Source organism: Streptomyces sp. NPDC059900, from assembly GCF_050270335.1.
GTDB lineage: Bacteria > Actinomycetota > Actinomycetes > Streptomycetales > Streptomycetaceae > Streptomyces.
The window spans coordinates 1-5,774 of sequence record NZ_JBNNJZ010000520.1; the positions used below are offsets into that span (position 1 = coordinate 1).

At 69.6% G+C, this 5,774-nt stretch carries 6 protein-coding genes; 1 reads left to right on the top strand and 5 read right to left on the bottom strand.

The features are described 5' to 3' along the window. The 5 genes from ACQKIP_RS37880 to ACQKIP_RS37900 all read right to left on the bottom strand — a co-directional run. Nucleotides 1–1,054, bottom strand: a 1,054-nt coding sequence (locus tag ACQKIP_RS37880; protein WP_427745184.1) for an endolytic transglycosylase MltG, incomplete at its 3' end; no start/stop codon positions are given. Between the two features lie 124 nt (nucleotides 1,055–1,178). Further along, the gene (gene ruvX / locus ACQKIP_RS37885) at nucleotides 1,179–1,664 is read right to left on the bottom strand and encodes a Holliday junction resolvase RuvX (protein WP_365866609.1); all 486 of its coding nucleotides are present in this window, start codon (nucleotides 1,662–1,664) and stop codon (nucleotides 1,179–1,181) included. After that, on the bottom strand, nucleotides 1,664–4,333 hold the full coding sequence (alaS, locus tag ACQKIP_RS37890; protein ID WP_365866607.1) for an alanine--tRNA ligase: 2,670 nt from the start codon (nucleotides 4,331–4,333) through the stop codon (nucleotides 1,664–1,666). Before alaS ends, ruvX begins: the two co-directional genes overlap by 1 nt. Next, complete coding sequence (locus tag ACQKIP_RS37895) at nucleotides 4,333–4,698, bottom strand: DUF6167 family protein (RefSeq protein WP_365821022.1); 366 nt, start codon at nucleotides 4,696–4,698, stop codon at nucleotides 4,333–4,335. Before ACQKIP_RS37895 ends, alaS begins: the two co-directional genes overlap by 1 nt. A 7-nt stretch (nucleotides 4,699–4,705) precedes the next feature. Further along, the gene (locus ACQKIP_RS37900; protein WP_365866605.1) at nucleotides 4,706–5,155 is read right to left on the bottom strand and encodes a DUF948 domain-containing protein; all 450 of its coding nucleotides are present in this window, start codon (nucleotides 5,153–5,155) and stop codon (nucleotides 4,706–4,708) included. Between the two features lie 160 nt (nucleotides 5,156–5,315). Between ACQKIP_RS37900 and ACQKIP_RS37905 the strand changes: the two genes are divergently transcribed. Continuing rightward, nucleotides 5,316–5,774: AAA family ATPase (locus ACQKIP_RS37905; protein ID WP_427745185.1), on the top strand; the 459-nt coding region annotated here is incomplete at its 3' end.

Here is a 5,774-nt window from a genome sequence, read left to right on the forward strand (position 1 = left end):
TCTTAAGCTCCAGACGCGTATCGATCTGACTGTAGACCCAGGAGTTCCGCTTACCCTCGGGAATGATGAGGTTATTGCGGCTCTTCGGGCTGAGCATCAGTTCGACGGCACTCTTCGCCGACATTTCCTTCTTCAGGACATAGACGCCGTCCTGAATGGAATCACCCTTGGGATTCTGTGCCTGCGCGGAGACAAAGGCGTCCACGCTCTTGACGACCCCGGCGTCTTTGAGCTTCTGGCCGATCGTGTAACCGCCGGCGCCCTTGGGGATGTCGACGGTCGCGAGCCCCGTCCCCTCGCCCGCGAAATCCGGCGCCGTACCGAATCGGTCCTGGTAGAACTGGTAGCCGAAATAGCCGACCCCGCCGAGACCTCCGGCGAAGACCAGCGTCACGACCAGGCACGCGCAGCCACTCCTGCGCTTCTTGGGTTTCTTGCCGCCCCGCCCGCCACGCCGGTCACCGCGGCCGCCACGGCGTCCCGGCGGCTCGTCGTCGTACTCGTCCTCGTCGTCATCGGCACCGGAGAAGAAGGCGTGCTCGCCCTGGTCCGGTCCCGGATCCCAGTCCTGCTGCGGCTCGGGGTCGGGGCGGCGGCGCGACGGCGGCTCCGGCGGGGGGTACGCGTCGGGGGTGCCGTAGTAGTCCGGGCTCTCAGCGCCGTAGCCGCCGGGCTGGTTGCCGTAGGGGTCCGACGGGTCGGCGGCGTACGCGGCCTGGCCGTGCCGGCCCGTGTCCCAGCCGCCGTTGTGCTGCTGTTCGGGACCGGCGTTGTACTGGTGTTCGGGACCGGGGTTGTACTGCTGCTCCGGGCCTGCGTTGTACTGCTGCTGACCTGCGTGTCCGCCGTACTGTTGCTGGCCGTAGCCCTGCTGTGAGCCCGTGCTCCAGTCGTCGTACTGCGCCTGCTGCGGCTGCTGAGGGTGGTACTGCCCCTGGCCGCCGTAGGGGGACGGGCCGCCGGCGGCCTGCTGTCCTCCCCATCCGCCGTCCCCGTACAACGGGTCCTCGGGATGCCACGGTTCGGAGCCCGGGCCCCGGCCATACTCAGTCATCGATCCCCTACAAGCCGCGAGGCGGGGCCGCCGTCTGAGTGGTCGGGCAACCGTTCCGCCTCTTGATGCTGTGCGGCAGCTGTTCGAACACCGCCGCATCGCGCGGAACGTTACCGTATCGCGATCAGATGACCACTTCGACGCCCTCGCCCGGCGGCTTGCCTGACGCCCGTTCGGACTCCAGAGCCTGCTGAAGGATGACGACGGCCGCCGCCTGATCGATGACAGACCTGCCCTTTTTGGACTTCACGCCCGAGGCGCGCAGTCCCTGACTGGCCGTCACTGTGGTCATCCTCTCGTCCACCAGCCTCACCGAAATGGGGGCCACCAAGCGGGCGAGGTCCTGGACGAACGCGCGGATCTTGGCGGCCGCCGGGCCCTCGCCCCCGTTGAGGGAGCGAGGGAGACCGACGACGATCTCGATCGGTTCGTACTCGTCGGCGAGCTGCTTCAACCGGCGCTGCGCGGCCGGGACATCGCGCCCCGGAACCGTCTCCACCGGCGTGGCGAGGATCCCGTCGGGGTCGCACGAGGCGACCCCGATCCGGGCGTCACCGACGTCGATGGCCAGGCGTCGGCCCCTGCGCATGCCGCCGTCGGAGTCGGACATCAGGCCGTCTCTGCCACGAGGCGCTCGACGGCGGCCATGGCGTCGCCGATGGCCGCGGCGTTCTGACCGCCGCCCTGGGCGACGTCCGGCTTGCCGCCGCCACCGCCGCCGAGGGTCTTGGCGGCCGTACGGACGAGGTCGCCTGCCTTGAGGCCGCGCTCGCGTGCGGCTTCGTTCGTGGCGATGACCGTCAGCGGGCGACCGTTGGCCGTGGTGAACAGCGCCACGACGGCCGGGCGGTCGCCGGGGATGCGGTGGCGCACGTCGAGGACCAGCTTGCGCAGGTCGTCGGCGCCCGTGCCGTCCGGCACCTGGCCGGTGACCAGCGCGACGCCCCGTACGTCCTTGGCCTGGTCGACGAGACCGGCGGCGGCCGCGAGGACCTTCTCCGCGCGGAACTTCTCGATCTCCTTCTCGGCGTCCTTCAGCTTGCCGAGCATGGCGGAGACCTTCTCGGGCAGCTCCTCGGGACGCCCCTTGACCAGCTCCTGGAGCTGGGCGACGACCGTGTGCTCCTTGGCCAGGAAGTTGTACGCGTCGACGCCGACCAGGGCCTCGATGCGGCGCACGCCCGAACCGATGGACGACTCGCCGAGCAGCTTCACCAGGCCCAGCTGGGAGGTGTTGTGCACGTGCGTGCCGCCGCACAGCTCCTTGGAGAAGTCGCCGATGGTCACCACGCGGACCCGCTCGCCGTACTTCTCGCCGAACTCGGCGATGGCGCCCTGCTTCTTGGCGTCGTCGATCGACATGACCTCGGCCTGCACGTCGAGCTCGTGCGAGAGCACCTCGTTGATCCGCTGCTCGACGTCCGTCATGACGGCCGTGGGCACGGCAGACGGGGAGCCGAAGTCGAAGCGGAAGCGGCCCGGCTGGTTCTCGGAACCGGCCTGGGCGGCCGTCGGGCCGAGCGCGTCGCGCAGCGCCTGGTGCGTGAGGTGCGTGGCGGAGTGGGCGCGGGCGATGGCCGTGCGGCGGCGCGCGTCGATCGAGGCCCACACCGGGGCACCGACGGTGATCTCGCCGACCTGCACGACACCCTTGTGGACGTGCACGCCGGGGACCGGCTTCTGCACGTCACGGATCTCGACGACCGCGCCGTTGTCGAGGCGGATGCGGCCGGTGTCGCCGATCTGGCCGCCGCCCTCGGCGTAGAAGGGGGTGCGGTCGAGGACGACCTCGACCTCGTCGCCCTCGCGGGCGGCGGGCGACGAGACGCCGTTGACCAGGAGGCCGACGATCGAGGCCTCGTTCTCGGTGAGGGTGTAGCCGGTGAAGTCCGTGGCGCCGGACGCGTCCGCGATCTCGCGGTAGGCGTGCAGGTCGGCGTGGCCGGTCTTCTTGGCCTGGGCGTCGGCCTTGGCGCGCTCCCGCTGCTCCTTCATCAGGCGCCGGAAGCCGTCCTCGTCGACGGAAAGGCCCTGTTCGGCGGCCATCTCCAGGGTGAGGTCGATCGGGAAGCCCCACGTGTCGTGCAGCAGGAACGCCTTGTCGCCGGAGAGGACCTTGCCGCCTGCGGCCTTGGTCTCGGTGACGGCGGTGTCGAGGATGTTCGTGCCGCCCTTGAGGGCCTTGAGGAAGGCGGCCTCTTCGGCGAGCGCGACGGTCTCGATGCGCTTGCGGTCGGTCTGAAGCTCGGGGTACTGCTCGCCCATCGACTTGATGACCGTGTCGACGAGCTCGTGGACGACCGGGCCCGTGGCACCCATCAGGCGCATGTTGCGGATGGCGCGGCGCATGATGCGGCGCAGCACATAGCCGCGGCCTTCGTTGCCGGGCGTGACACCGTCGCCGATGAGCATCACGGACGTGCGCATGTGGTCGGCGACCACGCGCAGGGAGACGTCCGAGCCCTGCTCGGCGCCGTACCGGACGCCGGTCAGCTCGGTGGCCGTGTCCATGATCACGCGCAGGGTGTCGGTCTCGTACATGTTCTGTACGCCCTGAAGGATCATGGCGAGGCGCTCGAGACCGAGGCCGGTGTCGATGTTCTTGCTGGGCAGCTCGCCGAGGATCTCGAAGTCCTCCTTCGAGGTGCCCTCGCCGCGCTCGTACTGCATGAAGACCAGGTTCCAGATCTCCACGTAGCGCTCGTCGTTGACGGCCGGGCCGCCCTCGACGCCGAACTCGGGGCCGCGGTCGTAGTTGATCTCGGAGCAGGGGCCGCAGGGTCCGGGGACGCCCATGGACCAGTAGTTGTCCTTCTTGCCCAGGCGCTGGATGCGCTCGGCGGGCACGCCCACCTTCTCGCGCCAGATGGTCTCGGCCTCGTCGTCGTCGAGGTAGACCGTCACCCACAGGCGCTCGGGGTCAAGGCCGTAACCGCCGTCCGCCACGGAGCTGGTGAGCAGCTCCCAGGCGTACGTGATGGCGCCTTCCTTGAAGTAGTCCCCGAAGGAGAAGTTGCCGCACATCTGGAAGAACGTGCCGTGCCGGGTGGTCTTGCCGACCTCTTCGATGTCCGGCGTGCGCACGCACTTCTGCACGCTCGTGGCGCGCGAGAACTGCGGCTTGACCTCACCCAGGAAGTAGGGCTTGAAGGGCACCATGCCCGCGGGGACGAGGAGCAGAGTCGGGTCGTCCGCGATGAGCGACGCCGAAGGGACGACGGTGTGCCCGCGCTCCTCGAAGAAGCTCAGCCAGCGGCGGCGAATCTCGGCCGACTCCATCAGTGGTCCTCATTCCGGTTGTACGAGTACTTCGACTTCGAGAGGTACTTGCCCTGCGTGTTCTTGTCGGTCTTGCTGGTCTTGCCGTTCTCGATGGCCACGACCACCCGGCGCTGCCCCGGGAGTTCGGGGTCGACCGGGGCCTCGAGGCCGAGGGCCTCGCCCAGTTCGGCCTCGCGCTGGGCCATGCCGTCGCGGACGTCGAGAGCGAAGTCCTTCAGCTTGTGACCCGCCTCGACCGCCTTGTTCGCGGCCTGCGCCGCGAGGCTCTCGGGGGTCAGCTGCTTGATCTTGCGGTTGACCTTGGTGGTGGCCCACACACCGGCTGCGGCGCCCGCGGTGAACCAGAACGTACGGCGGAACATCGCTGCGTCAGTCCTTCTTCCGCTTGCCCCGCCGCCGCGCGGAGGGGACCGTGCGCCCCACGATCACGGTACGTCGGGCGGGTGCCGGTGGCACATTGTCTGCTGAGGGGCCCGCCTTGCGGCCCAGGGCCCTGCGCACTCCGTAGCCGAACGCGGCGACCTTGACGAGGGGCCCGCCGAAGGTGGAGGCCACCGTCGTGGAGAGCGCCGACGCGTTCGACGTGACTTCCTGGACGTCCGAGGCGATGGCGTCGACCCGCTCGATCTGGGTCTGGGCCGAACGCACCGCGGTGGAGGCGTCCGCGAGGAGCGGGACGGCCTGCTCGGTCACTTCCGCGACGAGCTTGGTGGTCGCCCTGAGCGTCTGCGCCAGCCTCACGAGCACCACGGCCAGGAACGAGACCAGGATCGCCCAGAAGACGGCCACCAGGATCCCGGCCACCTCGCCACCCGACACTGCGCACCGCTCCCTGTACATCGGCCCTGAACATCGAAAAGTCGTCCCCCGACCCTATCGCGCCGGGGCGAAGGCTCCGCACCGCATTACCGCGTTCGATCACGGGAGTTGCTCCAAGCGATTGTACGGACCGCTTACGCATCGGTACGCTGCGTATCTCATGCGACGCGATCAGCGCTCGGGCGACCACCGGCACAGCACCCCCGCACCGGCCCCCCGGCCCGGCAATCTCCCCCTGGAACTCAACGCCTTTGTGGGACGAACCGCCGAACTCGCCGCTCTCACCGCCGCGTTGGAGAGCGCACGCCTGATCACGGTGACCGGCGTCGGCGGCGTCGGGAAGTCGCGCCTCGCCGTCCGGGCCGCCGCCGACCGCGCGCCGCGGGACGGCGCCTGGCTGGTGGAGCTGTCGGCGGTCCGCGACCCGGATCTGGTCGAGCACGCGGTCGCCGACGCACTGCGTCTGACGGATCACACCCACCGCACCCCGCGCAAGGTGATCGTCGACCATCTCGCGCAGCGGGAAGTCCTCCTCGTCGTCGACGGGTTCGAGCACCTGGTGGAGGCGTGCTCCTCGCTGGTGCGCGATCTGCTGCACCGCTGCCCCGGCCTTCGCGTG